The following is a 26,176-nucleotide window of genomic DNA, read 5'->3' as shown; positions in this document are numbered from 1 at the left end:
AGGACCGGATGAGGGGCAGCGCCATACTTTCATAGGTTCGCGCCGCCCCTCATCTGCCTGCCGGCATCTTCTCCCCGTGAACGGGGAGAAGGACGCTGCCGCCAACGCCGGCACCCACCCTCCAACGCGAGCACCGTATGACCTACGCAGTGTCCGAAATCCGATCCGCCGCCCGGCCGCGCAAGAGCGGGCTGAGCAAGGCCGCGATCGAGCCCTGGCTTTATCTTTCGCCGGCTATCGTCCTGCTTGTCGTTGTGCTTCTGGTGCCGCTGGTCATCGGCATCAGCTATTCCTTCCGCAAATTCTCCGCCTTCAAGTCGGAATATGTCGGGCTCGGCCAGTATCAGACGATGCTCTCGGACGCCGTCCTTGGTCAGGCGCTGATCAACACGCTGTGGTGGACCGTCGCCAGCCTGTTCTTCCAGTTCTTCCTCGGGCTCGGCCTGGCGCTGCTGCTCGACAAGCCGTTCTATGGCCGCAAGGTGGTGCAGGCGGTGGTGTTCCTGCCCTGGGCGGTGCCGTCCTTCCTCTCCGGCCTCACCTGGGCCTGGCTGTTCAACCCGATTATCGGGCCGCTGCCGCACTGGCTCTTCGCGCTCGGGCTGAAGGCCGAACCGACCAATGTGCTCTCCGATCCGGCCACCGCCATGTGGGGACCGATTGTCGCCAACATCTGGTTCGGCATCCCGTTCTTCGCCATCACGCTGCTGGCGGCGCTGAAGTCGATCCCGTCGGAACTGCACGAGGCCGCGGCAATCGACGGCGCCTCGCCCTGGCAGCGCTTCACCAAGGTGACGCTGCCGTTCCTGGCGCCCACCATCGTCATCACCGTCATGTTGCGCACGATCTGGATCGCCACCTTCGCCGACCTGATCTTCGTCATGACCGAAGGCGGACCGGCGGGATCGACCAGCACGGTGCCGGTCTACATTTATGTCAGCGCCTTCAAGTCGCTGGACAAGGGCTATGCCTCGGCGGTCGCCGTGCTGCTCCTGGTGCTGCTGATCGCCTATGCGGTGGGGCTGATCGCCATCCGCCGGACGCTTGTGAGGCATGTCTGATGATCGCCGGTCGCTCCACCTCCTCGCGCCTCGCCGGCGGCATCGGCCTCTACGCGGCAATCGCCGCTTACATGATCTTCGCGCTGTTCCCGATCTTCTGGACGCTGAAGATCTCGGTGACGCCGGAACGCCTGCTCTATTCCGAAGGCATCACCTTCTGGCCGTCGCAGACGACCTTGCAGAATTTCGTCACCGTGCTCGAAGCCTCCGACTTCCCGCGCTATTTCCTGAACAGCGTCATCGTCTCGGTGTCGACGGCGGCATTGGTGACGGTCATCGCCACGCTCGCGGGCTACGCCATGTCGCGCTTCGCCTTCCGCGGCAAGGCGACGCTCGCCATCTTGCTCCTGCTGACCCAGACCTTCCCGCTGGTCATGGTCATCCCGCCGATCTACCGCATCATGGGCGATCTCGGCCTGACCAACAGCCTGGCCGGGCTGATCATCATCTACACCGCCTTCAACACCGCCTTCGCCACCTTCCTCATGCAGTCCTTCTTCGACGGCATCCCGAAGGATCTGGAGGAGGCGGCGATGATCGACGGCTGCACGCGTGCACAGGCAATGCGCCGTGTGATCGTGCCGCTGACCTTGCCCGGCATGGGCGCGACGCTCGGCTTCGTCTTCACCGCCGCCTGGAGCGAATTGCTGTTCGCGCTGATGCTGATCTCGAGCGACGACCAGAAAACCTTCGCCGTCGGCCTGCTCACCTTCATCGGCAAGTTCGCCGTCGACTGGGGGCAGATGATGGCGGCCTCCATCCTGGCGCTGATCCCGGTCTGCATCTTCTTCGCCTTCCTGCAACGCTATCTCGTCACCGGCCTCACCGCCGGCGCGGTCAAAGGATAATCGATGGCTTCCGTCACGCTGCAACATGTCGAGAAGGATTATGGCTCGCTGCGCATCCTGCACGGCGTCGACCTCGAGATCGCCGATGGCGAGTTCGTCGTGCTGGTCGGCCCGTCCGGCTGCGGCAAGTCGACCTTGCTGCGCATGATCGCCGGGCTGGAGGAGGTTTCGGGCGGCGAGATCCGCATCGGCGAGCGGCTGGTCAACGATGTGGCGCCCAAGGACCGCGACATCGCCATGGTGTTCCAGTCCTACGCGCTCTACCCGCATATGGACGTGTCGTCGAACATGGGCTTCAGCCTGTTGTTGAAGAAGGCCGAGAAGACGACCATCGATGGCAGGGTTGGCGCTGCCGCCAAACGCCTCGGCCTCGACAGTTTCCTCGGCCGCCTGCCGCGCCAGCTCTCCGGCGGCCAGCGCCAGCGCGTCGCCATGGGCCGCGCCATCGTGCGCGATCCGAAAGTCTTCCTGTTCGACGAGCCGCTCAGCAATCTCGACGCCAAGCTGCGCGTCCATATGCGCGCCGAGATCAAGGCGCTGCACCAGCAGCTCAAGACCACTTCGGTCTACGTCACCCACGACCAGGTCGAGGCGATGACCATGGCCGACCGCATCGTCGTCATGCATGACGGCTACGTGCAGCAGGTCGGCCATCCGCTCGAACTCTACGACCGGCCGGTCAACACTTTCGTTGCCGGCTTCATCGGCTCGCCCGGCATGAATTTCTTGCCGGCGAAGGTCGCCAAGGCCGGCAAGGTCGATGCCGTGCTCGCCGACGGCCAGAAGCTCAGGCTGCCGGACGGGCTGCCTCTGGAGGATGGCGATGCGCTCACCATCGGGCTGCGCCCGGAACACATCAGACTGGCCGACGATGGCGCGCTGAAAGGCGAGGTCGAGGTGGTAGAGCCGCTCGGCCTGTCGACGCAGTTCTATGTCAGGCTCGCCAACCAGCAGGCCTGCGTCTTCGTCATGGGGCGCAGCAACGTCAGGCCGGGCGACATTGTGCGGCTGTCGGCCGATCCGGCGGCGCTGCACCTGTTCGATCCGAAAGATGGAAACCGGATCGGGTAAGCCGGCCGATCAGCGCCAGCGGAACGCGTGCAGCGTATAGTCGGGGTACGCGCCTTCTTGATCGAAGAGCGCGCTGAGGTCGTCGACGTCGGCCAATATCCCCGACCGCACCAGCGCGGTCGCGACGCCTGCGCCGGCGCCGCCGGCGATGTCGTGCTCGACGCTGTCGCCGACACAGACCACGCTGCCGCGATCCGGATTGCCGGCCAGCGCCAGCGCCGCCTCGTAGATCGCCGGGTAGGGCTTGCCGATGCGGGTGACGTTGCCGCCGAGGCTTTCGTAGAGATCGGCGAGTTCGCCGGCGCCGAAGCGCGATCCGACAGCCGTCAGCATGATCCGGTCGGGATTGGTGCAGAAGCACGGCACCCGCCGCGCCGCCGCCGGAGCTAGCAGAGTGCGATAGTGATCGCGGTCGTAGCGATCGCCTTCGCTGGCGGAAATCAGCACCAACTCGGCGTCGTTGCCGGTGTCGGTCAGAGCAAGCGGCAGCCCGTCGATCGCCGAGCGGTCATCGTCGCGGCTGATCAGCAGGCATTTGGTGCCGGCCCTCAGCGCGCCCGTGGCCGCCATGTCGTGGAAGGCGCGCCACGCCACCTCGCCGGAGGAGACGAAATGATCCCAGCTTCCAGCTTCGAAGCCGAGCTTCAGCAGGCGGCGCTCGTTCGGCTCCGCCCGCTTGCCGGAATTCGAGATCAGGATCACCGCCTTGCCGGCGCGCTTCAGCGCGGACAGGGTCTCCACCGCGCCGGGATACGGCTGCTGTCCGTCGTGCAGCACCCCGAACTGGTCTAGCAGGAACACGCTGTAGCACTCGGCCAGCGCGGCAACCCCGTCGAGATGTCTGGCCTGTTTCGCGCTCACAGCAGCCCCGCTTCGCTTGCGCCCTTGAGCGCCAGCCGCGCCGTGCCGGCGGCGGCTTCGTCGGACAGCGCGGCCAGGAAATCGACGCCGAGCTTGCGCTGGCGGATCGCGGTCCATGCGGCATTGGCGGCGCCGCCGCCGACGCTGCGCACCGAGGTCAGTTTTGGCGCGCCGAGCTCGGCAAGCCTCCTATAGCCGAGCGCTTCGATGCCGGCGATGCCTTCCAGCATGGCTTTCAGATAGTCGGCTTCGGACTGGGGTCGCGGCTCGAGCCGCGGCGGCAGCGCCGGATCCGCGATGGGGAAGCGCTCGCCGGATATGCCGAGCGGATAGTAGTCGAGGCCGGTTTCGGTCGCCGGGTCTATCGCGGCGCTCAGCTCGATGATGCGCGCGACGGAAAAATGCTGGGCAAGCACCTTGCCGCCGGAATTCGACGCGCCGCCCGCCAGCCAGGCATCACCGAGACGGTGGCTGTAGATGCCGTAGCGTGGCGCCGAGATCGGCCGGTCGGAGAGGATCTTGATGGTGAGCGACGAGCCGAGCGCCGTGACGCCTTCGCCGGCGGCCGTGGCGCCGGTGGCCAGGAACGAGGCGCAGCCATCCGTCGTTCCGGCAACCACCACGACGTCTCGCGCAAGGCCGAACAGCCCGGCGGCGCTGGCGGTGAGCCGGCCGGTCACGCTGCCCGGCCTGGTGACTTCGGGCAGCAGCTCCATGCGCATGCCTGTCGCCGCGATCCAGTCCGGCCAGCGGCCGGCCTCGACATCGTAGCCGGTCTTGAGGCTGTTGTTCTCGTCGCTGACATCGAAGCGGCCCGAGAATTGCCCGGCGATCCAGTCGGCCTGGTGCAGCATCCTGGCAACGCCGGGAACGAACTGGAACGCCAGCGCCTTGGCGAGGCCCGATGTCGCGCCATGTGCAGCACTTGCTTCCGGCGCCTCGCGGGCGATCACGACGAGGATCGCGTCGTCCAAAACCTTGTCGTTGTACATCAGCGGCTCGGCCAGCGGCCGTCCGACGGAGTCGACCGGCAGCACGGTGCCCGAGGTGCCGTCGACCGCGATCGAACGCACCGCCGCGCGGTCGATGCCGGAGAGCAATTCCTTCAATGTCGCCTCGACCGCCGCCCACCAGACGGCGGGGTCGCGGCCGTTGGCGCCAAAGCGGTCGAGCGGCACGGCGGCGCGCGAGGCGATGGAGAAATCCGGACGCATGGCGACGGCGCGCGCGCCTGAGGTGCCGATGTCGATGCCTATGGCCAATGGCGCCATGTCGCTGTCCTTCGCAACTGCCGGCCGCGTCGCGCTTTCCGCTCGAAATCCCTGCAAGGGAACCGACGTCGGTATCGCAGATGCGAGCGATCTACGTCAATCATGATCTTCCTTCGTCAGAAATGGCTTTGCTGTCGCCTACAGCTTGAGTAAGTTACGCCAAGCGACATCCGGGAGGAAAAGTTGAGCGACTCCGGCCGCCAACGTCAGATCGTCGAGATCTTGCGGGACCGCCCCTTCGCCTCGGTGCGCGAGTTGCAGCAGCGGCTTGGCGTTTCGGCGGCGACGATCCGGCGCGACATCGACAAGATTGACGGCGCCGGCGAGGCGCGCAAGGTCTATGGCGGCATCTCGGCACTCGATGGCGCCGCGCAGGCCGGCATCGCCTACGCCAGGCCCTATGACGAGAACCGCGATCTCGCGGTCGAGGCCAAGCGGCGCATCGCCGCGCTTGCCGCGACCATGGTGCGCGACGGCGAGGCGATCATCGTCCATGGCGGCTCGACCTGCTTCCATCTCGGCGTCAGGCTTGGCGACCGCAACATCCGCCTCTTCACCAATTCCATGCCGCTCGCCGCCTATCTCAGCGATCACGGCCATTGCAGCCTGACGATCGCCGGCGGCGACCTGCATCGCGAGCCCGGCATCATCCATTCGCTCGCCCAGGCGGCACCTTTCTACGCCTCGAAATTCTTCCTCGGCGCCCAGGGGCTCAGCCAGGAAGGCGTGCTGGAATCGCACCCGCTGCTGGTCCGCTCGATCGTCGATTTGAGCCTGTGCGCCGACCAGATCGTGGTGCTGGCCGACAGCCGCAAGCTGTCGATCCACGCCCGCAATGTCGCGCTGCCGCTGTCGCGCATCGGCACGCTGGTCACCGATGACGGCCTGTCCGACACCGACGCGCGCATGCTGGAAGATGCCGGCGTCGCGGTCCGCATCGCCACGTCCTCGGGAGCCATCCGGTGAAACTGGCCGTGCTCGATTTCGGCAAGACCAATTCGAAGCTGTTCGTCTTCGATGAGGACGGGCGCATCCTCGGCGAGCGCCGGACCAAGCCGGTCTGGACACATGCGGGCAACTTCAGCGTGCTCGATGAGGCAGCACTGCATGACTGGGCGCTCGCTGCCGTCGACGAAGCGGTCGACAGTCACGGCGTCGAAGGGCTGATGGTCTCCGGCCATGGCTGCACCTTCGCCCTGGTCGATGATACGGCACTGACGCATCCGATCCTCGATTACGAACAGGAGCCGCCTGCCGAGGTCGCGGCGCGCATCGATCGCCGCATCCCGGATTTCTCTGAGACCTTCTCGCCGCGCCTTCCGCTCGGCTTCAACTATGGCCGCCACATGCTGTGGCTGAACGAGGTCGAGCCCGGCGCCTTCGCCTCGGCGACATCGATCCTCGGCTATCCGCAATATTGGAGCTGGCGTTTCGGCGGCCGCGCCGTCTCGGAAGTGTCCTATCTCGGCTGCCATTCGCATCTGTGGGCGCCGCGCCGGCGCGACTTCTCCTCGCTGGTCGATGCCGAGGGCTGGCGCGGCCGCATGCCGGCCTTCGGGCGCGCCGGCGCCGCTATCGGCGAGCGGAACTTCGGCAAGGCCGGCAGGCCGATCGCCATCCATAACGGCGTCCATGACTCCAATGCCGCGCTCCATGCCTATCGCCGGCAGCAGCTTGGATCGCTCACCGTGGTCTCGACCGGCACCTGGGTGGTCGTGCTCAACCCCGATTGTCCGCTGGACGTGCTCGACCGTGACCGCGACATGCTGGTCAATGTCGATGTCGACGGCGGTCCGGTGCCGACCATCCGTTTCATGGGTGGGCGCGAATTCGCGGTGATCAGCGCCGGCTGGCAAGGCGCGATATCGCCGGCTTCGATACAGCGGGTGATCGACGCCGGCATAATGGCCCTGCCCAGCTTCGCGCCGGGCGGTCCGATGCCTGATCGCGTCGGCGAAGTGATCGGCGGCGCGCCCGACAGCGAAGAACGCGCTGCGGTGGCGCTGCTCTATGTGGCGCTGATGGTCGATCTGTCGCTCGACCTGATCCATTCCAAAGACACCGTCATCGTCGATGGCGGGCTGAACGCGGGCGGCCTGCTCGCCAGCCTGCTGGCGCAGCTACGACCGGGCCAGCCCTTCCTGCAGGGCGCCACGCTGGAAGGCAGCGCCACGGGCGCCGCGGCGCTCGCCTTCGAGAGCGCCGGTCGCGGCATGGCGGCCGAAACGCCGGAGCCCGTTGATGCCGCGCACTTTGCCGGGTTAGCCGGCTATCGTGATCGCTGGCGCGATCTTGCGATCGGCGCCGAGAACGGCAAGGGCCGCACTGCGGCACGATAGATTTGAGCAGATGGAGACGATCATGGCGCGCATTGGTATCCACTCCTTCGTCTGGTCGGCGAGCTCGGCGCAAGCGGATCTCGAGCGCACGCTGGCCAACACGAAGGAAGCCGGCTTCGACCTGATCGAGTTCTCCTATCTCGACCCCGCCAATGTCGATATCGGCCGGCTCGCCAGGCGCATCGCCGATCTCGATCTTGGTGTCGCGATCAGCATCGGGCTGCCGGCCGACGGCGATATCTCGAGCGCCGACAGGGCGGTCGCCGCGCGCGGCGTCGACATCCTCAACCGCACCATCGCGCTCACCCGCGATCTCGGCGGCCGCAAGGTGGGCGGCATACTGTCGACCAGCCACGGCCTGCAGACCGAGGCGCCGACGCGCGACCAGTGGACCCGCAGCGCCGCAACGCTGGCCAAGGTGGCGGAGACGGCCAAGGCCGCCGGCGTCACCCTGAACCTTGAGATCGTCAACCGCTTCGAGAGCAATCTGCTCAACACCGCCGCGCAGGGACTGGCCTTCATCGAGGACACCGGCTCCGACAACATCTTCCTGCACCTCGACACCTTCCACATGAACATCGAGGAGGCCGATGCCGCCCTGGCCATCCGCAACGCCGCGGCCAAGATAGGCTATGTCCATATCGGCGAGAGCCATCGCGGCTTCCTCGGCACCGGCAGCATCGATTTCGCCGCGATATTCGATGCGCTGACCGCCATCGGCTACGACGACGACCTCAGCTTCGAATCCTTTTCCTCGGAGATCGTCGACGAGAACCTGTCGAAGAAGACGGCGATCTGGCGCAATCTGTGGACCGACAATATGGAGCTCGCCCGCCATGCCCGCCGCTTCATCGCGGTCGGGCTGGAGACGGCGCGGCGCAAGGCCGAGCTGGTCACGGCGACGCAGAGGCCTTGAGGCTCCGGCTGGCACCTACTGCTGCCTTGAAGCTTGCGGGTAATTTTACGACCGCATTCGATTAAGATCGTCCCTGTTTGATTCGTCCCCGGTCATGGCCCGGAGAGCAGGAGCAGGAACGGCATGAGCAAGGCCCTTACCACTTTCGCGTTGGTCGCGGTGCTCACCGCCCTGCTCATGGCGCTTTCGCTGGCGGTCGCCAGGCACGGCTATCCCTACGGCGCTTTCGGCGTGAAACGCCTCGACGGCATCGCCGATGCCGGCTCCTTCGTTCCGCTGGCCGCCGTCTATTTCTTCAGCGCGCTCTTCATGATGATCCTGCCATTGCGCGCCGCCAGCATCGTGCTTACCAACGCCGCCGATGCGCTGTTCTGGGCGACGGTCGCGCTGTTTGCCACCATCGTCGGCTGCCTCGTCGCCAGATGGGCCTTCGGCCAGGGCGGCGTGCTGTGGGCGCTGGTCAACTGGCGCTTCCTGTTCGTCGCGGCCATCGTCGCGGCCCACCTCGCCATGAACGAGCTGCGCCGCAATATCCTGCTGAGAAGCCTGTTCTTCGTCGTCTTTGCCGCGGCGACGCTGGCCTGCCTGTTCTGGACCTTCCCGGCCTGACCACCCATATGTCGGTTCGGCAAGGCGGACAGGCGCGGGCTTTCATCGGCCCGCGCCATCGGCTATTCCGATCCATGCCCGCCTTCTCGCCGTCATCATTTGTCTGATAAATGGCTTGACTGAGAGATGACCGCGGCGGACAAGGCCGCCAGCAAAGCTTCACAAGGAAAAACCATGACCCTGTTTCGTAAGAACCTCATCGATGGCGACTGGGTGGGCGAGGCCGGCTCCCGCAACATCAACCCCTCCAACACCGGCGATGTCGTTGGCGAATATGCCTCCGCCGGACCGGATGGGGCGCGTCAGGCGATCGCCGCCGCCAAGGCGGCCTTCCCGGCCTGGTCGCGCTCGGCGCCGCTCGTCCGCCACGCGGTGCTGAGGAAGGCTGCCGACGAGATCACCGCGCGCAAAGACGAGATCGGCCGCGCGCTCGCCCGCGAGGAAGGCAAGACGCTGGCCGAAGGCATCGGCGAAACGATAAGAGCCGCCCAGATCTTCGATTTCTTCGCCGGTGAGACGCTGCGTCTGGCGGGCGAGCTGGTGCCGAGCGTGCGGCCGGGCGTCGGCGTAGAGATGACCCGCGAGGGCGTCGGCGTGGTCGGCATCATCACGCCGTGGAATTTCCCGATCGCGATCCCGGCCTGGAAGATCGCGCCGGCGCTGGCCTACGGCAACACCATCGTCTTCAAGCCGGCCGAGCTGGTGCCGGAAAGCGCCTGGACCATCGTCGACATCCTGCACCGCGCCGGCCTGCCCAAGGGCGTGCTCAACCTGGTCATGGGCAAGGGCTCGGTGGTCGGCCAGGCCATGCTCGACAGCCCGGACGTCAACGCCATCTCCTTCACCGGCTCGGTCGGCACGGGAAAACGCGTCGCCGCCGCCAGCGTCGAGCACATGCGCAAGTTCCAGCTCGAAATGGGCGGCAAGAACCCGCTCGTCGTGCTCGATGACGCCGATCTGGCGGTCGCCGTCGATTGCGCGCTCAACGGCGCCTATTTCTCCACCGGCCAGCGCTGCACGGCCTCGTCTCGCATCGTCGTCACCGACGGCATCCACGACCGCTTCGTCGCCGCGCTGAAGGAGCGCATGGAGAAGCTCGTCATCGGCGATGCGCTCGACGCCAAGACCCAGATCGGACCGGTCGTCGACGCCACGCAGCTGAAACAGGACGAGGACTACATCGCCATCGGCCGCCAGGAAGGCGCCGAGCTTGCCTTCGGCGGCGAGCGGCTGGGCCGCGAGACGCCGGGTTTCTACCTGCAGCCGGCTTTGTTTGTCGGCGCCACCAATGCCATGCGCATCTCGCGCGAGGAGATCTTCGGACCGGTCGCCAACGTCATCCGCGTCAAGGACTATGACGAGGCGCTGACTGTTGCCAACGATACGCCGTTCGGCCTGACCTCCGGCATCTGCACCACCAGCCTCAAGCACGCCACGCATTTCAAGCGCAATTCGGAAGCCGGCATGGTCATGGTCAACCTGCCGACCGCCGGCGTCGACTTTCACGTGCCGTTCGGCGGTCGCAAGGGCTCGAGCTACGGCCCGCGCGAGCAGGGCCGCTACGCCATGGAGTTCTACACCACCGTGAAGACGGCCTATACATTCGCCGGCTAAAGCAATTCCAGGAAAAGTGTGAAACGGTTGAGCTCGGCGACGTCGCCGTAGCCTTCCGTCCGGAATTGCGTCTAAACAATAAGGCAAGCTGGCGACGACGGGAGGAACCAGGCAGGCGAGCATGTCGACGACAGATTGGAAAGCGGACCTGACCTGGCTCAACCCGCCGCCGCACCACGACTTTGCCGGCGGCACCGTGCATGTGCGCACCGGCAAGGAAACCGACTTCTGGCGCGAGACCTTCTATGGCTTCCGGCACGACAACGGCCATTTCCTCTATCGGCCGGTCGCCGGCGATTTCAGCGCCGAGGTCACGGTCAAGGGCGACTATCGGGTGCTCTACGACCAGGCCGGGCTGATGGTGCGGCTGAGCGAAACGCACTGGATCAAGGCGGGCATCGAATACACCGACGGGCTGGCCTATTTCTCGGTCGTCGTTACCAACGATACCTCGGACTGGTCGCTGGTCAGCATTGCTGCCGATCCCAACGGCGTCAGGATCCGCTTGACCCGCCACGCCGAGGCTATCCGCATCCAGTATCTGGACGCCGCCGACGGCCATTGGAGGCCGGTGCGGCTCGCCTATTTCCCGGCCTCGAAATCGGTCGATGTCGGCATGATGTGCTGCTCGCCGCAGCGTGAAGGCTTCGAGGTCACCTTTTCGGATTTTTCGATCGGTCCGCCCATCGCCAGGGAGCTTCACGACTAGGGCCGCCTTGGCCGAGCGGATAATCGGAGGTCCTTTTCCAAAGCCGGGCCGAAAGCGTATACGAAAGCGGCTCCCGCGCTTTGAAAGCGTCTTCATGCCATCGAACCATCCGCTCATCCTTTTCTACACGACCTTCTTCGGCAAGCCGGTCGACATATCGGCCATCCCCGCTTGCGCGGTGCCATTCGAATGGACCAATGACCGCCGCCGCCTTGCCGAAGCCGCGGCGGTGGTGTTCCACCTTCCGGATTACCGCGAGATCGGCGACGCCCGCAAATATCCCGGCCAGACATGGGTCGCGTGGTCGATGGAGAACCCGCAGAACTATCCACGCGCCGCCGCTCCCGGCTTCATGCGGCATTTCGATCTCACGATGACGCATGAGTCCGGATCGGACATCTGGACACCCTATCTTCAGGAGGCGAGCTGGTGGGAGGCGATACGCAACAGCGCGATACCGTCCAAGACCGAGAGCGCCCCGGTGGTGCGTTTCCAGTCCGCAAGCATCGACCTTAGCGGCCGTGGGGCGTTCGCAGCCGAGCTTGCCGGGCATATCGGCGTCGATTCCTATGGCCGCTATCGTCCCACGCGACAGATCGAAGGCCCCGATCTCGGATCGCAGACCAAGATCGAGACCATAGGGCGATACCACTTCTGCCTGGCGCTGGAGAATTCGATCGCGCCCGACTATGTCACCGAGAAGATCTTCGATCCGCTCTGTGCAGGCAGCGTGCCGGTCTATCTCGGCGCCCCCAATGTCGGCGAGTTCGTCCCCGCCAATTCCTACATCGACGCGACGGCGTTCGGCACGCCGGCCGAGCTTGCCGCTTATCTCCGCCATCTGCTGGAGACGCCTCAGGCCTACGAAGCCTATTTCGCCTGGCGCTCGCAACCGCTGCCGGGGCCCCTCGCCAGCCGCCTGGCGCTCCTGGAAACGCCGGCCAAATGCCGGCTGGCCGAGCGTGTGCATCAGCGCCTTCAGCAAGGTCAAGGCCTGTCGGCCGGCCGCCCGTCACTGCCGTTTGGCGGCCTTTCCTTCCTGCGCACCAGGCTGCGCCGCTGGTGGAAGGCGCACCGTCGCCGTTGATGCGGGGCGGGCACGGCCGTTCACCAAGGCACGTGCAGGATTTCGAGTTTGGGCAGGCCGACCGGCCGGATGCCCAGCTCGTTGGCCAGCACGCCGAAGGCTTCGGTCTCGATCAGGTCGTGATAGGGGATTTCGGGAAAGCGCAGACCGCCGCGATGCAGGGCCGCGTCGACGAGCAGCATGGTTCCGCCGACACCGTCGAGCCCGACAATGTCGAGATGCCTGAGATCGCTGAGATGGAGGCGGCTGTAGGACCGCGCCGGCGGCTGGTAGAGGCCGCCATGGATCTGGCGATAGTAGCGATAGTCCTTTTCCGGCCGAACGCTGATGAAGGAGTTCAGGTCGAAACTGTCGCCGCCGGCTATCTTCACGCAATGCGGGACCGCGATGCGATGACCGGTTCCGACAAGCCGGCTTAGAACATCGTCCGGGAACCGCCAGACATCGATGTCCACCCAGAGCGCCCAGTCATCATCCGGCGCCAGGCCATGGTCGATCAGGTGGTTGCGCACCTTGGCGATGGCGCCGCGCCGCGCGCGCTGCAGCTTTGGCCGCGCCCGCTTCGCGCGATCGAGGCTGGTGCCCGTCTGCTTCTGCAGCAGAACGATGTCGCGATATGTCCCGGCAAGCGGCGCCACCGCCCGCTGCAATCGTTCCCAGCTTCCGTCCGCGCTGTCGCCCTCGCAGAAGACCAGCTTGATCCTGTCCTTCGGGTAGTCGAGCGCGCCGACGGCGTCGAGAAACGGCCGGATATGGTCGGCCGCGTCGCGCAGCGGCACCAGCATGGCGACGTTGCGGCCCGTCGGCGGCGGCGCCGAAAGCACCGCCTGGCTGACGCTGCGCTTGGCCGTCACCTCATCCAGATACGCGCCACGGCTCAGTTGGTGCCAGTATCGGTAGACCTGAGTGCGGACCCTGTCCCGCCATCGCGGCGCCGGCATGGGTGTCCACCATGTGCCCGCCCAATGGTGAATGGACAGCGTCGGCCCATCGTCGCCGTCTCTGCGCCCCGACGAGTCCACCGGCGCGAACAGCGCCGAAGGATGGATGGCGAACGCCGATTGATCGCCATAGCAGAGCTGGGCGGAGGTCATCACGCTGGGACCGGTCGCGTCGATCGCTTCCTTGGCGTGGGCCAATCCCGGCAGGAAGGACAGGAGATGCAGCCAGAACGGGTGACCGGGCGGGCTGGCGATCGTACCATTGAACAACAGGTAAGGCAGTCCGCGGAAACCCGCCTGCACCCGCGCATGCGTGTCCGGCTCCCTGCAGACCACGATGCGATCCTCGCCCGTCAAGGGGTCGAAGGGTGCCACGCATTCGCAGTCGATGTCGGCATAGACGCCGCCGAAATGATGCAGCAGCAGATAGCGTCCCGCGTCGGCGCGCAGCACACCTTGCGAATAGCTGCAAAAGATCGGCAGGAAGTCCGGATAGTGCCGGGCGACGAATTCGAGCAGCATCCGGTCATTCCAGAACATCACCGTCCAATCCGGATGAAGCCGCTTCCAGCTCTCGACATAGGCCTGGAAGCGAGCCGGGATGCTGTCGGTCTTCCAGGTCTGGTGCAGGATCTTGGGGATCATCGGCGGCTCATCGGGCGGGACGTTGAAGACGCTGTTGTCGTCATTGGCCGGCCCCGTCCGGTCCAAGGCCGTCGCGGACGGCCTCTCTTATGGCTTGCGGCCCGAATCGTGACCAGACGGTCGCATGCGCGCGAGCGCGCTGTCGGGCGAGGCGGGCCGGGTCGCTGCACAGGGCGATCGCCATCTCCGCCAGCCCCTCGTCCGACTCCGACAGCAGCACCTCTTCGTCCTCGATCAGATCGAGGCCCTCCACTGCCAGCGGCGTCGCCACCACCGGAACGCCGCAAGCCATCGCCTCAAGGATCTTGATGCGCGTGCCGCCGCCCGACGACAGCGGAACGATGCTGAGGTGAGCCCTGGCCAGGAGCGGCCTGGTGTCGCCCGGTTCCTCGACGAGCGAAACGCCGTCCAGCCCGGCGAGCGCCCGCACGGCCGGCTTGGGCGCACGGCCGGCAAGGACAACGCTCGCCGCCGGCAGCGCTTGCCGGATGCGCGGCAGGATGTTGCGCACCAGGCGCTCGGCGGCTTCGACATTCGGCCTGTATCCGAGATGGCCGACAAGCAGAACAACCGGAAACCCGTCTGCAAACGTGGGCTGCGCCGGCAACGCCGCCGGCATGGCCTCGGCCCGCGGAATGCCGTTCGGAACGATGTCGATCGGCGCCGTTCCGGAAGACAGCCTTTCACGGTCGAGACGAGAGCAGACCCAGATCCTGTCGACGATCCCGGCGGCCTTTCGCTCGAGGCGTTTGAGGCCGGGCGCGCTGACCCGCGAACCATCGGCCAGCTCCAATTGTCCGGCGAGATCCGATTCGACATTGTGCATGTCGAGGACGAGCTGCCCGGCCAGCGGTCGCAGCGGCCGAAGCAATCGGAACAGCGCAATGCCCTCGACGATGATGGTGTCGGGGCGGAACTCGCGAACGAGCGCCTTGAGGCGGGTGAGCGCCGGGTGCGGAATCCGGCCCTCGCCCCTGGCTCGCCGCCAGCCGAGCGCCGGAGCGCGCGGTTCGTCCGCATTCGTCAGCGCGGCCACGCTGATAGCGCTGGGGAGCGGCTGCGCATCATCGGCCCGTGGCTGGATCGAGACGAGGCGGACCGGTCCGAGTTCGGCCGCCGCCATGGCATTGTCGAAATTTCGCAGATCGGCGCCCGACACCGGCGGAAAGGCCGGTTCGTGGCAAACCACCAGGGTCCGCCTCGGTCTGCCGGATGCCGGAAGCGATGGCGCCGGGGGCCTTGCCGGGGCCAGCTGCGCCAGGCGGATGCGGGCGCGGTATTGCCATGCCTTCCGGGCTCGGCCCAACGCTTCGTGCGCGCGCACGGCCCGCATCATGCCGCCCGCGTCGGCAATCATCCTGTGCTTGATCAGCTGGCGCGCGATCCGCTGCGCGATCCAGGCCTTTCGCCACTGCAGCGCCTTCCGGTCGACGCCGTGAGCCGCGAGCCGGTTCAGCGCCAGCGCTACGGCAAGGAACGTCGCGCGCGGCGCCGTGATGAAGCGCCGCGCCATCCTGGTTTCATCGAGATGATAGAGGAGCACCGGCGCCGCGATGCTGATGACGTCGGCGCGCGCCAGAACGGCTGTCCAGAAGCACGTGTCCTCGTCGAGGCCGATCGCCTCCGGAAAGCGGATGCCGGCCGTCGCCGCTCGCGCCACCAGCGCGCTCCCCATGGCGATCGGCCACAGCTCGTTGCGGAGGTAGCGCCGGGTATTCTCGGTCCTGTCGCTGGCGTAGCCGTGCGGTGTCTTCATCTTGTCCGGTCGCCCAGCCGTGCGCCGGATGCTGGCCCCGACCGCGACGCCTGCTTTCGGATGGCGCTCGAACGCCTCACGCAGTTGCGTCAGGCCGCCCTCGATCACCTCGTCATCGGCGTCGAGGAAGAACAGGAACCTGCCGCATGCGCGCGCCATGCCGGCATTGCGCGCGGCGCCCGCCCCGCCGAAGCGCCCGGCTACGACCTCCAGCGGCAAGCCGTGCCGCACCGCGCTTTCGGCCGCGACGGTCGCGGTCCGATCGTCGCAACCATCGTCGACGAGCAGAACCTCGCGGATCAGCGCGCCGTCGGGGGCGAGGCTGCCCAGCGCGGCGTCGATCGTCGCGGCGGCGTTCTTCGCCGGAATGACGACCGTGATATCAGCGGCTGCTTCCCTGCTCATTGCCGCTCGAAGAAGCCGCGCTTCAGCATGTGGTCGTAATAGTGCTTGAACGGCGAGACCTGGCGCAGCGACAGGCTGGCAAGGCTCTCGATCGGCTGCGGCTCGACATCGAAGGGCGACTGGCCCTCCAGCCAGCTATAGGATGAGCCGTCCCTCAGCACGGAGGGGCAGGCGACGATATAGCCGCCAAGCGCCTTGAGGTGACCTATCCTGCGTAAGCCGCAATAGAGGCTCGACGACACCATCGGCTCGCGTGTCCGCAGATAGACATGGAAACCGCTCGGCGATCTTGCCACCGGTGTGCGGCTTGCCACGGCGTCATGGCGGCGCCGCCAGCTCAGGTAGGCGGCAATGTCGTCGAAATCCAGGATCAACAGATTGGCCAGGCCCGCAAGCAGGCCGACATTGCCGGAGAAGTCGCCAAACCAGCGTCCGACATCGTCGGCGCTTGGCGGTTTCTGCGACAGCTGAAAGCTTATCGAACAGAAGGCAAGCTCTTTCAGATCCTTGCGCTGGCTGGGCAGATGCAAGGGGTCATAGCCCATCGCCGCGAGGTCGAGATGCTTGCCGCCGGCACGAAGCGGCAGGCAGACATAGCCCTGCGTCAGCAGCCGGACTGCGTAGTCGGTCAGTATTCGGGGCTGCATCCGACAAATGTTCCGCGACCATGAAATTCCCTGCCCAATCTCTTTAGCCGAACAGCCCGTTCGTCAAGCATTGGTGCATTCGCCGCCGCCTGGCCCCTTTCCGCTTCCAGTCCCTTCACGCGATTGTGCAGGCATCTCGATCGGGCGGCGCGACCGCGTTCAGTCCGCCGTCTATAGCTGTCGGGTGGACCGGGGGATAACCCAACGTCAAATGTTCTTGATCGATTTCCAGTGGTTCAGGCGCTCGGCGATCAATTCCACGCGCCGCTGATTGTCGTTTCCGTCCAGGATGGTCAGGTCCTCCGGATCGGCGCGCAAATAGACGCCGGAGGTTCGTGCATTCACCTCTGAGTTCGTATCCGAACGCGTCGTGAAGTACCCGGATGCGCGATCGGCGGACTCCAGCTTTATCTCGCCCGTCCCGTAGAGCTGCGGCGCGTTTGCGTCGAGGGGCCGTTCGCCGTTCCAATAGTAGAAGATGCCAGCAGACTCGCCCTTCTCCTTCGTCGCCTCGCTCCAGTATCGGGCTGACAGGCTGCCATTTTCCTGCCATGAGCGGCCGTTCAGCTCCAGCGCGCCGTTGCGGTCCCGCGAAACTTTCAGCAGACTGACGGCGGAAGGCTCCCTCGCTGTGCGCTCCGTCAGGGAAAATTGCCACCAGAATCCCTCGATACGGGCGACCCGTCCCTCATTTTCGATGGCGTTCCGCAGTTTTTGGTTGATCGCCCGCGTCTCCGCGGCGCTCGTGGCCTCGCCATAGCGTACCGACGTCAGGCCGAGCAGGTCGCTCGGCAGCTTGGCGCCGTTGGCATGCAGGATGAATGTCCGCCGCATCCCCAGCACCCCGCCGAACAGCCCAGCCTCGAACACCACATTGTCCCGCGGCGAAGCCTGGGCGGGAACAGTGGCGGTCGATTCCGGCTGGCCCGCGCTCGTCCAGTCGTCCTGAGCGAACACGAACGCGGCGAAGTCGACCTCGCGCGTCAGCTCGAGGAGGCGTCCCAGCGTTGTCGTTCCGGGATTGAAAACCGTCGTCCACGGCTCGACATGGGCGATGTCCTCGAGGCCGCGCGTCAGCGCCTGCAACAGCTTCTTCTGTTTCCCCGACGAACCGAGAAAGATACGAGGTTTGGCCATTCCGTTCCCTCCGGCGCAACGAACACTCCCCATAGCGTAGGCGGATGACCTATCTCATTGCAACGACGGCAGTGCGATGCGGTGTTTGCCGCTATCTCTCTGTCGGGTGCTGGAAAAACTGCAGGAACAGCTCGCGCTCGGTGGTGATGTCGAGCTTCTCATAGATCCGCCGGCGATGGTTCTTGACGGTGCCGACGGTGATGCCGAGGCGCTCGGCGATGTTGGCGGTCGGATGCCCGGCCAGCACCAGCTGGACCAGCTCTCTTTCGCGCAGCGAAAGTTCCGGCCAGAGGCTCGCCGGGACAGTCGGTTTCTGCTGAGGCGAGGCACCGGGGCCTGTGGGGGTCGATGTTCGGGAAAACGCGCTGCCGCGCGCCTTGATGTCCAGCGCATGCAGTGCCTCGAACACCGGCAACCGCTCGACGAGCAGCGCGATCTCGCTGTCCTTGAACGACGCGGTCGAGCGATCGAGGAAGATGCCGAGGCACCAGTCGCCGCCGTCGGACAGCATGATGCCGACCTCGTCGCAGATCTCCGACTGCGCCAGGAAACCGGCTATGTATTGCCCGCGCTTGGCCCTGTCGTCGGCGAAATGCTTCAGAGGCAGGATGCCCAGCCGGCGCTCCTGCCGCCAGGAGGCATAGAAGGGGTCGAAGATGTAGTAGCTGGCGAGATAGCGTCGCACCATCTCGTCCGAAAAGCGCCGATGCTTGACGAATTCGGGTGTCGTCGTCGCCGAATAGCGGGTGACCGTGACCAGGTCATGCGCGATGTCGGCGCCGATCAGGTCGATCAGGCAGTCGACATGCCGGTCCGTGCCGGTGGCGGCGATCGCCCTGGCCAGCGGCGCCCAGATAGTGCCCATGCGCATGCCCTTTTCTCGGCGAACCCGGCCCAAGCGTCATTGTGTCTTTAGGCATATGGCGCGATCGGGCCGATCGAATCTAGCCTGCGGTCATTCTCGGCAAGGGAAAGCGACCCGTGGACCAGATCACCACCAATCCAATCGTCATCGGCATCGACGCCGGCGGCACCATGACCGACACGATCCTTGTCGATCAGGACGGTCACTTCAAGATCGGCAAGTCGGCGACCACGCCGAAGAACGAGGCCGAGGGCTTCCTCGCCTCGGCAGAGGACGCGGCCGATGCCTGGGGCATCTCGCTGCAGGACCTGTTTTCGGGCGTCAACGTGGTGCTCTACTCCGGCACCGGCATGCTCAACACGCTGTTGTCGCGCACCGGCCGCAAACTCGGCCTGATCACCACCAAAGGCCTCGAGGACATGATCCTGATGGGCCGCGGCCTGCAGGCCTGGGCGGACTATTCCTATGCCGACCGCCTGCATGCGGTCACCCACCATCATCCTGATCCGCTGGTGCCGCGCCGCCGCACCCATGGCGTGACAGAACGCATCGACCAGTTCGGCGACGTCATCCTGCCGCTCTACGAGCACGAGGCGCACGCGGCGGCCAAGAAGCTGATCGCCGACAAGGTCGAGGCGATCTGCATCATGACCGTCTTCTCGCACGTCAATCCGGCGCATGAGAAGCGCATCGCCGAAATCTGCCGCGAGGAAATCGCCGCCGCCGGCGCCGACATCCTCGTCTACACCAGCCATCAGGTGCGTCCGGTCATCCGCGAGCAGTCGCGGCTGAACTCGGTGCTGATCGAGGCCTACGCCACTTCGCGCGGCCGCAAGCAGCTCAAGGGCATCGAGGACGTCTCCAAGAAATACGGCTTCAAATACGGCGTGCAGACGCTGCTCTCGTTCGGCGGTCTGACCTCGATCAACCATCCTCGCCTGCACGAGACCATGATCTCCGGGCCGATCGGCGGCATCCTGGGTGCTGCCTATGTCGGCAAGCTGATCGCCAACGACTCGCTGATCTGCTCGGACATGGGCGGCACCTCCTTCGACATGGGCGTCATCACGCGCGGCCAGACGCGGATCGAGAACGAGCCGCTTATGGACCGTTTCAAGCTCAACGTGCCGACGCTGCATCTTGATACGATCGGCGCCGGCGCCGGCATGATCCTCAAGGTCGATCCGCTCACCCGCAAGGTTTCGCTCGGACCGGAAAGCGCCGGCTCCGATCCCGGACCGATCTGCTTCGCCAAGGGCGGCACCGAGCCGACCATCGCCGACTGCGACGCCATTCTGGGCCGGTTGAACCCGCATTACTTCCTCGGCGGCAAGGTCGTGCTGCAGGTCGAGAAGGCGCGGAAGGCCTTTGAGGAGAAATGCGCCCGCGTGCTCGGCGTCGGCGTCGAGGAAGCCGCCGAAGGCATGATCGAGATGCTCGAGGCCGACGCCAACAACGCGCTGCGCCGCGTCATCTCCGGACAAGGCATCCATCCGTCGGAGTTCACGCTTCTGTCCTATGGCGGCTCCGGGCCGCTGCATCTTGCCGGCTGCTGCAGGGGCATCGGCTTCAAGGACATCATCACCTTCCAGTTCGCCGCAGCCTTCTCGGCCTTCGGCTGCACCACCGCCGACTTCATGCGCCGCCATTCGGTGTCGACGCAGATCGACATCGGCGCGCGCGCCAGCGACGACGAGCTGCAGGCCTTCGGCGCCAAGGTCACGGCCGTCTGGAACGATCTGACCAGGGCGGCGGTCGACGAAATGGTTGCCGACGGCCATGCGCTGGACAAGGTCAGGACCGTGCCGTTCCTGATGATGCGCTACACCGGCCAGCTCGAGGATGTCGAGGTGATGGCGCCGCTGTCGGCGATCGCTTCGGCCGACGACATGCGCAGGGTCATCGCCGAGTTCGAGGCGGTCTACGCCAAGGTCAACCACCGCGTCTCGCGCTATGGCGAAGCCGGCTTCTCGATCACCGAGCTCGGGCTGATCGCCACCGCCGACAAGGTCAAACCGATGCTGGTCAAGCGGCCGCTCAGCAAGCCGGATCCGGCCGCCGCCCACAAGGGCTTGCGCGAAGCCTATATCGGCGGCCGCTGGCACAAGGCCAATCTCTACGAGATGGACTTGCTGCAGCCCGGCCACGAAGTCATCGGCCCGGCCATCATCGAACATCCGGCGACGACGCTCGTCGTCCACCCGCAGGACCGCGTCTTCGTCGATGAATGGACGCTGCTCCACTACTCCCACGCTTGAGAAGGGCGAACGCCATGCTGGACAAACCCGCCTCCGCGCTCCGCATCCGCGAGCGGCTGATCGAATCCGAAAGGCTGATGGAAGAGACCGGCTGCTATGACGGCATCACCGAGCTCGAGCTGCGCAACCAGGACCCGCTGAAGTTCGAGACGCTGCACACCAAGCTGCGCGCCTACTGCGTTTCGGCGCGCGAGATGGCCCGCCGCATCTCGGCCTCGCCCGGCGTGCGCGAGGTCGGCGAGATGGTCGTCGCCATCTACACGCCGGAAGGCGACGCGATCGCGCTCTCCAACGGCATCATGGTGCATGTCCACACGATGAGCCGCTTCATCAAATGGATGATCCGCAACGGCTACGAGGAGAACCCGCAGATCCGCGACGGCGACATCTTCGCCAACAACGACGCCTTCATCGGCACCGTGCAGGTGCCGGACGTGATGGACGTGGTGCCGATCTTCCATTCCGGCAAGCTCGTTGGCTGGGCCGGCGCCGTCTGCCACGAGCTCGAGGCCGGCGGCATCACCCCTGGCGGCGACGTGGCGCTGGCGCAGGAGCGCTTCACCGAAGGCCTGTTCGTCTGCGCCGAGAAGGTCGGCGAGAACGATGAGCTGCGCCGCGACTACGTCATCCGCTGCGAACGCAATCTCAGAATGCCGATCTACTGGGTGCTGGACGAGAAGGCCAAGGTCGCCTCCTGCATCGACATGCGCGAGAGCGTCAAGGCGCTGATCGACGAGATCGGCCTCGACTACTGGATGCAGGTGTCGAAGGAGTTCATCGAGGAGGGCCGCCGAGCCCAGCTCGCCCGCACCCGCCAGCTCACCGTGCCCGGCATCTATCGCGGCCACACCTTCTACGGCCATGTCACCGCCGGCAAGCCGGGCTATCAGCCGCTCGGCGATCCCGACTGGCTCTACAACATGCCGATCGAGATGGAGATCACCACCGACGGCAAGATCATCATGGACTTCGAGGGCACCCAGCCCTGGGGCTACCATTCGATGAACTGCACGCCGGCCGGCATGGATGGCGGCATGTTCGTGACCCTGACCCAGCACATGAATTTCGAGGGTCTCGTCAATGACGGCGCCTGGATGGCGACGGAGCTGAAGCTGCCGCACGGCACCTGGACCAATCCGGACAACGAGATGGTGGCGACCGCCACCTCCTGGGCGCTGCTGCTGCCCGCCTATGGCGTCTTCCAGCGGCTCTTGTCGCGCTCCTTCATCGCCCGCGGGTTCGTGGAGGAGGCTTTCGTCGGCCAGGTCAACAGCCCGATGATCGAGATGGGCGGCCAGAGCCAGTACGGCACGCTGTTCGGCATGGCGCATTTCGAATGCGCCGCCGCCGGCTCCGGCGCACTTGCCATCAAGGACGGTCTCGACACCGCCTATGTCGGCTGGAACCCGGAATCCGACATGGGCAACATCGAGATCTGGGAACAGAACATGCCGATGCTCTATATCGGCCGCTCCATCGTTCCCAATTCCGGCGGCGCCGGCAAATATCGCGGCGGCTGTTCCTTCCTGTCGACGTGGCTGGTTTCGAAGACCGACCATTTGCGGCTGGTCACCTCCGAGCACTCCTCGCGCGTCTTCGACAATGGCGGCCTGTGCGGCGGCTATCCGGCGCCGACCTGCCAGAAACATCGCGCGGTGCGCGACACCAACATCTTCGAGCTTGCCGAAAAAGGCGCGCCGCTGGCGCACCACACCGGCACCAATCCGTATCGCTCGGAACTGGAGGTGCGGCTCGAAGGCCAGCATGTGACGATGGAAGGGCCATACATCACCGCGCCGCACAAGACCGGCGACGTCTTCACCCATTCCTACAATGGCGGCGGCGGTTACGGCGACGTGCTGGAGCGTGATCCGCTCAAGACCGCCTGGGACGTAGAGAACGGCTTTCTCACCAGGGAAGCGGCGGAAGGCATCTTCGGCATCGTGCTCGACGAGGACGGGGAGGGCTTCCCGGTCGCCAATATCGAAGCCACCAAGCGCCATCGCGCCGAGATGCGGGCCAAGCGGCTGGCGCGCGCCAAGCCCGTTTCCGAGTGGATGGCCAAGGAGCGCGAGCGGGTAAAGGCCGCCGATTTCGCGCCCGAGGTGAAGAAGATGTATGCCAGCGCGATCAAGCTTTCCGCGCGCTTCACCAGGGATTTTTCGACCTTCTGGGATGTCGATGCCCAATCGACCTTCGGCGTGGAGTAGGGACATGACCTCATACAGCAAGGAAGTCATCGCCGATCTGGTAGCCGGCACGCTGCCCTGGCCGCAGACGCGTCGCATCATGAGCGCCTACAAGGACGACGACCGCTTCTTCAAGTATGTCGCGGTGCTGCAGGATCGCGTCGGCTGGAAGGATCCGATCCTGCTGCCGGTCGGCGACCACCTCTTCATCTGCCAGAGCGGTGGCGAGCGGGTGACGAAATGCGAATGCGGCCATTCCTTCGGCGACTACCGCCGGAACTGGAAGCTGAAGGCCGCGATCATCGTGCGCGACACAGAGGAGACGCTGCGCGAAATCTACCCGAACAGCGACCTGCCGGATCCCGAATGGATGGAGATCCGGGAATTCATCTGCCCCGAATGCGGTACCCTGCACGAGGTCGAGGCGGCGGCGCCCGGCTATCCGATCGTGCATGATTTCGAGCCGGACCTCGAAGGCTTCTATCGCGACTGGCTGGGCAAGCCGCTGGAGCCGTCAAGCAAGGGAGGTTGATGGCGATGGGCGGGGAGGTTATGCAGCCGTCTGATCCCGGAGGTGCTCGATGACCAATCTGTCCGGCCGCAGCGCGATCGTCACCGGCGGTTTTTCCGGCATGGGTTTCGCCATCGCCACCGCGCTCGCCCAGGCCGGGGCAAGCGTCGCCGTCGGCTCTTACGTGGCCGCTCCAGATTCGGGCGGGACCGATGCCGCCTACTATCCCGGCGCCGAAGAGATAGAACGCGTCCGCTCGGCGCTGGCCGCGCATGGCACCAGGGTGCACGCCGCGCATCTCGATGTGCGCGACAGCGATCTCACCAACCGTTTCGTTGCCGAGGCGCAAGGCGCGCTCGGGCCGATCGATATCCTCGTCAACGCTGCCGGCACCACCGCCGAGCAGCCGGTCTGCGGTCATTCCGACGCGCTCTGGGACAAGATCGTCGACACCAACCTGACTGGCGCCTTCCGCGTCACTCGCGCCGTGCTGCCCGCCATGATCGAGCGCGGCTGGGGCCGCATCGTCAACATCGGTTCCACCGCCGCCACCGTCGGCTGGAAGGACAATCCCGCCTACTGCGCCTCCAAGGCCGGCCTGCTCGGCCTCACCCGGTGCGTCGCGCTGGAAGGCGCGCCGCACGGGGTCACCTGCGTCATGATCAGCCCCACCTGGGTCGAGACCGAGCTGATGCGCCGCAACGTCGCCCAGGTGGTGGCGCGCGAAGGCAAGGGCCGCAGCGTCGAGGAGGCGATGGACGAACTCAGGAAGGGCAATCCCCAGGGCCGCATGTTGCAGCCGCAGGAGATCGCCGCGCTCGCGGTGTTCCTGTGCTCGGACGCCGCCAGGGGCATCACCATGGAAAACATCCAGATCACCGGCGGCGCCTTGTGGTAGCGCCGGCGCGCGACGGTGGCCGGCAGCGCCTCGACACGCGCCGTCGCCGCATTCGCGCCATGCGTTTGTGCCATATGGCTTTGCAGGCGCTCATTTGCCCGCGACAACATTTGTCGTTGAGTGCCGCACGATAGGACGGTAAGTTATATTGCACTGCACAATGGAAGCCCGGATCGGGGAATGCCCCGGGCTTCGCACCGGCCTTTGACAGCCTGCTCCCAAGGGCTCAGCGAAAGAGATATCCGGTAGGGATATGAAGATTCCAAAATCCTTGTTGATCGATCCGGACAGGAATGCCGTCTACGGCGCCTTTGCCGTTGCCATCTCGGTCATCGCCTTCGCCTATTCCACGAATTTCGGCAAGGTTCTCATCCTCGCCTATTATGCGGTCTGGCTGCCGCTGATCCTGGTCGACTACCGGCGGTTCCTGCGGCATCTCTCCGACGCCTGGCTGCCGCTGCTGTTCGCCGCCTATATCTGCTTCTCGGTGTTCTGGTCGCATGCGCCCGGCACAACGGCGCGGGCGGCGCTGCAGTATTTCTCGCACATATTGTGCGCCTATGTCGCCGCGCGCACGGTCAGTGTCCGCACGCTGGTGGTCGGCTCGCTGATCGGCATCTTCCTCGTGCTGCTCTATTCGCTGCGCGTCGGCGGCTACGCGCTCGACACCATCGACGGGACCACCAATTTCGTCGGCGCCTTCGGCTCCAAGAACCAGGTCGGCTTCTTCGCCTCGCTCGGCCTCTATTTCTGCTTTGTCTTTGCCATCTTCTACCGGCGCGGTTGGCAGAGCCTGGTGTGGACGGCGCCGATCGGCCTGCTGTCCCTCTATATGCTGGCGATCGCCCATTCCGCCACCTCGGTGGCGTCGCTGCCGGCGGCCGTCGGCGTCGTCCTGCTGCTCGGCGTGAGCAAGGTCCTGTCGCGCCGCTATCGGCGGGTGCTGTTCACGGTCGGCACCTGCGCGCTGGTCGGCGCGGTCATGGCTGCGCTCAATCTCGGCCTGCTCGACTTCGTGCTCGGCATCTTCGGTAAGGATTCGACGCTTACCGGGCGCACCTATCTGTGGGAGCAGGGCTGGGAGGCCGCGCAGCAATTCCCGATTCTCGGCTATGGCTACGCCGCCTACTGGGTGCAGGGCTTCGCCGAGGCCGAGCGGCTGTGGGCCGAGTTCTACATCACCACCCGCACCGGCTTCCACTTCCACAACACCTATATCGAGACCCTGGTCGAGCTTGGCTTCGTCGGGGTTACGCTCATTGCCCTGGTCATCCTGCGGTCCTTCTGGGGACACGTTTCGTCGGTGATCTTCCGCGACTGGCGCGTCGATTCGGTCGTGCTTGCCGGCGCGGTGGGCCTGATGCTGCTCCGCTCCTTCTTCGAGGTCGAGATCCTCGGCCCGTATTTCACGGCCTCGTTCGTCGTCTATTACGGCCTGTTCAAGTTGCGCCCGGCGCCCGTGGCGGCGCGGCCGCACCGCGCGCGCGTCGCTATCCAGGAAGCGAAGCCCGCAAGCGGCTGAGCGCCTGCTCTCGTTG

At 65.6% G+C, this 26,176-nt stretch carries 22 protein-coding genes and 1 pseudogene; 16 read left to right on the top strand and 7 right to left on the bottom strand.

The features are described from left to right. Positions 1 to 137 precede the first annotated feature (137 nt). From PU724_RS09920 to PU724_RS09910, 3 genes are read left to right on the top strand one after another with little or no spacing between them, the layout of a single operon-like run. Positions 138 to 1,061, top strand: coding sequence for a carbohydrate ABC transporter permease (locus tag PU724_RS09920; protein WP_354420334.1), 924 nt, complete (start codon positions 138 to 140; stop codon positions 1,059 to 1,061). Further along, positions 1,061 to 1,909: a carbohydrate ABC transporter permease gene (locus PU724_RS09915; RefSeq protein ID WP_127312080.1), complete on the top strand. Its 849-nt coding sequence runs from the start codon at positions 1,061 to 1,063 to the stop codon at positions 1,907 to 1,909. The genes PU724_RS09920 and PU724_RS09915 overlap by 1 nt, the downstream gene beginning before the upstream one ends. A gap of 3 nt (positions 1,910 to 1,912) precedes the next feature. After that, positions 1,913 to 2,980: an ABC transporter ATP-binding protein gene (locus PU724_RS09910; protein WP_354420333.1), complete on the top strand. Its 1,068-nt coding sequence runs from the start codon at positions 1,913 to 1,915 to the stop codon at positions 2,978 to 2,980. A 9-nt stretch (positions 2,981 to 2,989) separates the two neighbouring features. Here the strand turns inward: PU724_RS09910 and PU724_RS09905 are convergent, their stop codons facing one another. Both PU724_RS09905 and PU724_RS09900 read right to left on the bottom strand, forming a co-directional pair. Beyond that, positions 2,990 to 3,841: a TIGR01459 family HAD-type hydrolase gene (locus PU724_RS09905; protein WP_354420332.1), complete on the bottom strand. Its 852-nt coding sequence runs from the start codon at positions 3,839 to 3,841 to the stop codon at positions 2,990 to 2,992. Further along, on the bottom strand, positions 3,838 to 5,112 hold the full coding sequence (locus tag PU724_RS09900; RefSeq protein ID WP_354420331.1) for an FGGY-family carbohydrate kinase: 1,275 nt from the start codon (positions 5,110 to 5,112) through the stop codon (positions 3,838 to 3,840). Before PU724_RS09900 ends, PU724_RS09905 begins: the two co-directional genes overlap by 4 nt. Positions 5,113 to 5,295: 183 nt before the next feature. Here PU724_RS09900 and PU724_RS09895 point away from each other — a divergent pair, with 183 nt between their 5' ends. The 8 genes and pseudogenes from PU724_RS09895 to PU724_RS09860 all read left to right on the top strand — a co-directional run bounded on the left by PU724_RS09895 (position 5,296) and on the right by PU724_RS09860 (position 12,386). After that, the gene (locus PU724_RS09895) at positions 5,296 to 6,078 is read left to right on the top strand and encodes a DeoR/GlpR family DNA-binding transcription regulator (RefSeq protein WP_354420330.1); all 783 of its coding nucleotides are present in this window, start codon (positions 5,296 to 5,298) and stop codon (positions 6,076 to 6,078) included. Further along, positions 6,075 to 7,451, top strand: coding sequence for an FGGY-family carbohydrate kinase (locus tag PU724_RS09890; protein WP_354420329.1), 1,377 nt, complete (start codon positions 6,075 to 6,077; stop codon positions 7,449 to 7,451). The genes PU724_RS09895 and PU724_RS09890 overlap by 4 nt, the downstream gene beginning before the upstream one ends. 22 nt (positions 7,452 to 7,473) lie before the next feature. Then, complete coding sequence (locus PU724_RS09885) at positions 7,474 to 8,367, top strand: sugar phosphate isomerase/epimerase family protein (RefSeq protein WP_354420328.1); 894 nt, start codon at positions 7,474 to 7,476, stop codon at positions 8,365 to 8,367. 123 nt (positions 8,368 to 8,490) lie between these two features. Continuing rightward, positions 8,491 to 8,976, top strand: coding sequence for a hypothetical protein (locus PU724_RS09880; RefSeq protein ID WP_354420327.1), 486 nt, complete (start codon positions 8,491 to 8,493; stop codon positions 8,974 to 8,976). A gap of 174 nt (positions 8,977 to 9,150) precedes the next feature. Beyond that, the gene (locus PU724_RS09875) at positions 9,151 to 10,590 is read left to right on the top strand and encodes an aldehyde dehydrogenase family protein (RefSeq protein WP_354420326.1); all 1,440 of its coding nucleotides are present in this window, start codon (positions 9,151 to 9,153) and stop codon (positions 10,588 to 10,590) included. A 121-nt stretch (positions 10,591 to 10,711) separates the two neighbouring features. After that, a complete protein-coding gene (locus PU724_RS09870; protein ID WP_292102938.1) occupies positions 10,712 to 11,299 on the top strand; it encodes a DUF1349 domain-containing protein in 588 nt (195 codons plus the stop codon). Between the two features lie 94 nt (positions 11,300 to 11,393). Then, positions 11,394 to 11,651: pseudogene (locus tag PU724_RS09865) on the top strand (glycosyltransferase family 10 domain-containing protein); the annotation flags it as partial. Positions 11,652 to 11,804: 153 nt separating this feature from the next. Then, positions 11,805 to 12,386, top strand: coding sequence for a glycosyltransferase family 10 domain-containing protein (locus tag PU724_RS09860; protein ID WP_426213165.1), 582 nt, complete (start codon positions 11,805 to 11,807; stop codon positions 12,384 to 12,386). Between the two features lie 20 nt (positions 12,387 to 12,406). On the opposite strand, the gene PU724_RS09855 is transcribed toward PU724_RS09860, so the two are convergent. The 5 genes from PU724_RS09855 to PU724_RS09835 all read right to left on the bottom strand — a co-directional run bounded on the left by PU724_RS09855 (position 12,407) and on the right by PU724_RS09835 (position 18,788). Next, positions 12,407 to 13,972, bottom strand: a complete 1,566-nt coding sequence (locus tag PU724_RS09855) for a glycosyltransferase (RefSeq protein ID WP_354420324.1) — start codon at positions 13,970 to 13,972, stop codon at positions 12,407 to 12,409. A gap of 40 nt (positions 13,973 to 14,012) precedes the next feature. After that, a complete protein-coding gene (locus PU724_RS09850) occupies positions 14,013 to 16,133 on the bottom strand; it encodes a glycosyltransferase (protein WP_354420323.1) in 2,121 nt (706 codons plus the stop codon). Beyond that, a complete protein-coding gene (locus PU724_RS09845; RefSeq protein WP_354420322.1) occupies positions 16,130 to 16,780 on the bottom strand; it encodes a bifunctional DNA primase/polymerase in 651 nt (216 codons plus the stop codon). Before PU724_RS09845 ends, PU724_RS09850 begins: the two co-directional genes overlap by 4 nt. A 207-nt stretch (positions 16,781 to 16,987) precedes the next feature. Continuing rightward, positions 16,988 to 17,917 carry a TIR domain-containing protein gene (locus tag PU724_RS09840; RefSeq protein ID WP_127283226.1) on the bottom strand — a complete coding sequence of 310 codons (930 nt, stop codon included), beginning with the start codon at positions 17,915 to 17,917 and terminating at the stop codon, positions 16,988 to 16,990. A 91-nt stretch (positions 17,918 to 18,008) separates the two neighbouring features. Beyond that, positions 18,009 to 18,788, bottom strand: coding sequence for a helix-turn-helix transcriptional regulator (locus PU724_RS09835; RefSeq protein WP_127391359.1), 780 nt, complete (start codon positions 18,786 to 18,788; stop codon positions 18,009 to 18,011). A 110-nt stretch (positions 18,789 to 18,898) separates the two neighbouring features. Between PU724_RS09835 and PU724_RS09830 the strand changes: the two genes are divergently transcribed. The 5 genes from PU724_RS09830 (at position 18,899) to PU724_RS09810 (ending at position 26,160) form a co-directional block, all read left to right on the top strand. Continuing rightward, positions 18,899 to 21,040 (top strand): hydantoinase/oxoprolinase family protein, encoded by a 2,142-nt coding sequence (locus PU724_RS09830; protein ID WP_354420321.1) that lies wholly within the window; start codon positions 18,899 to 18,901, stop codon positions 21,038 to 21,040. A gap of 14 nt (positions 21,041 to 21,054) precedes the next feature. After that, on the top strand, positions 21,055 to 23,250 hold the full coding sequence (locus PU724_RS09825; RefSeq protein WP_127283218.1) for a hydantoinase B/oxoprolinase family protein: 2,196 nt from the start codon (positions 21,055 to 21,057) through the stop codon (positions 23,248 to 23,250). 4 nt (positions 23,251 to 23,254) lie between these two features. Then, entirely contained in the window at positions 23,255 to 23,761 is a 507-nt protein-coding gene (locus PU724_RS09820; protein WP_127391362.1) for an acetone carboxylase subunit gamma, read from the top strand. 49 nt (positions 23,762 to 23,810) lie between these two features. After that, positions 23,811 to 24,638 carry an SDR family NAD(P)-dependent oxidoreductase gene (locus PU724_RS09815; RefSeq protein WP_354420320.1) on the top strand — a complete coding sequence of 276 codons (828 nt, stop codon included), beginning with the start codon at positions 23,811 to 23,813 and terminating at the stop codon, positions 24,636 to 24,638. A 253-nt stretch (positions 24,639 to 24,891) separates the two neighbouring features. Continuing rightward, on the top strand, positions 24,892 to 26,160 hold the full coding sequence (locus PU724_RS09810; RefSeq protein ID WP_320253558.1) for an O-antigen ligase family protein: 1,269 nt from the start codon (positions 24,892 to 24,894) through the stop codon (positions 26,158 to 26,160). Positions 26,161 to 26,176: the final 16 nt, after the last annotated feature.

It is taken from the genome of Mesorhizobium abyssinicae (genome assembly GCF_049887195.1).
Classification (GTDB): domain Bacteria; phylum Pseudomonadota; class Alphaproteobacteria; order Rhizobiales; family Rhizobiaceae; genus Mesorhizobium; species Mesorhizobium abyssinicae.
The sequence above is the reverse complement of the archived record's forward strand: the minus strand, read 5'-3'. Positions and strand labels throughout refer to the sequence as shown.